The 1,581-nt window shown below is 63.5% G+C and carries 1 protein-coding gene; it reads left to right on the forward strand.

What is annotated here, in order from left to right:
- Positions 1 to 24: 24 nt before the first annotated feature.
- The gene (gene tnpC / locus G559_RS0123435) at positions 25 to 1,536 is read left to right on the forward strand and encodes an IS66 family transposase (RefSeq protein WP_028630562.1); all 1,512 of its coding nucleotides are present in this window, start codon (positions 25 to 27) and stop codon (positions 1,534 to 1,536) included.
- Positions 1,537 to 1,581 lie beyond the last annotated feature (45 nt).

The raw sequence follows: 1,581 nt of genomic DNA on the forward strand, positions 1-1,581 counted from the left end.
GCTGAGCCGGTATAATCCGGCGCCATGAAATCTGGCGCCGACAACCTTCCCGACGATCCCGTCCTGCTCAAGGCCCTGGTTCTGCAATTGCAGGAACAGGTTGCTCTGCTGCGCCACAAATTGTTCTCGCCAAAGTCCGAGCGCAGCCTCGAGGATGCCGACTCCCCGCAACTGGCCATGTTCAACGAGGCGGAGGAGTTGACCGAGGAGTCGAAGCCTGCAAGCGAGTCGGGGGCTGCCGAAGCCGAAGAAGCCGTCTTCCCCGTGAAGCGACGTGGCAAGCGCAAGCCGCTGCCGGCCAATCTGCCGCGCGTGGAAATCGTCCATGAACTGCCCGAGCACGAGCTGACTTGCGCGTGCGGCTGCCGCAAACAGGCCATCGGCGAGGAAACCAGCGAGCAGTTGGAAATCATCCCGATGCAGGTGCGGGTGATCCGCCATATCCGCAAGACCTATGCCTGCAAGGCCTGCGAAGCCGCCCCGGTCACCGCTGACAAACCGGCGCAACTGATCGAGAAAAGCCTGGCCAGCCCCAGCGTGCTGGCCATGCTGTTGACCACCAAGTACGCCGATGGCATCCCGCTGTATCGTTTCGAGAAGATGCTCAGTCGCCACGGTATCGACATCCCCCGCCAGACCCTGGCGCGCTGGGTGATCCAGTCTGGCGAACAGTTGCAGCCCCTGCTCAACCTCATGCGCGACCAGTTGCTGGGTTACCCGGTGCTGCACTGCGACGAAACCCGGCTGCAGGTGCTGCATGAACCCGGGCGCGATCCAACGGCGCAGTCCTGGATGTGGGTGCAGAGCGGCGGCCCGCCGGAGGAACCTGTCGTCCTGTTCGACTACAGCACCAGCCGTGCGCAGGACGTGCCGTTGCGCCTGCTCGAAGGCTTCAGCGGCTACCTGATGACCGATGACTACGCCGGCTACAACGCCGTGGCCGCGCACGCGGGAATCGAGCGTCTGGCCTGCTGGGCTCACGCCCGGCGCAAGTTCATCGACGCGCAGAAGGTGCAGCCCAAGGGCAAGATCGGGCGCGCCGACATGGCACTGAACCTGATCAACAAACTCTATGGCATTGAGCGCGATCACCAGGACGGCAACGATACCGAGCGCTACCAGGCCCGCCAGCAACACAGCCTGCCGATCCTGGAACAGCTCAAGGCCTGGCTGGACAAGACCCAGCCGCAGGTCACCGCGCAGAATGCCTTGGGCAAGGCGGTGAACTACCTGGCCAGCAACTGGAGCCGGCTCGTGCGCTACGTCGAGGGCGGGCATCTGCCCATCGACAACAACCGTGCCGAGAACGCCATCCGCCCCTTCGTGATCGGCCGCAAGAACTGGCTGTTCAGCGACACGCCCAAGGGCGCCACAGCCAGCGCGCAGCTCTACAGTCTGATCGAGACCGCCAAGGCTAATGGGCAGGAGCCCTATGCCTGGCTGCGCTATATCCTCGAACGCCTGCCCTTGGCCAATAGCATCGAAGACTTCGAAGCCCTGCTGCCGTGGAACTGCCCGCCGACGAGCGCATCCTGATAACAAAGCCTCGTCAACGGAAGACGGGGTTTATGGAGCGGATAC

It is taken from the genome of Metapseudomonas resinovorans DSM 21078, from assembly GCF_000423545.1.
GTDB lineage: Bacteria > Pseudomonadota > Gammaproteobacteria > Pseudomonadales > Pseudomonadaceae > Metapseudomonas > Metapseudomonas resinovorans.

Bases quoted from the DNA above. Each gene is read 5' to 3' on its own strand.
- tnpC (WP_028630562.1), top strand. From the start codon at position 25: ATGAAATCTGGCGCCGACAACCTTCCCGACGATCCCGTCCTGCTCAAG.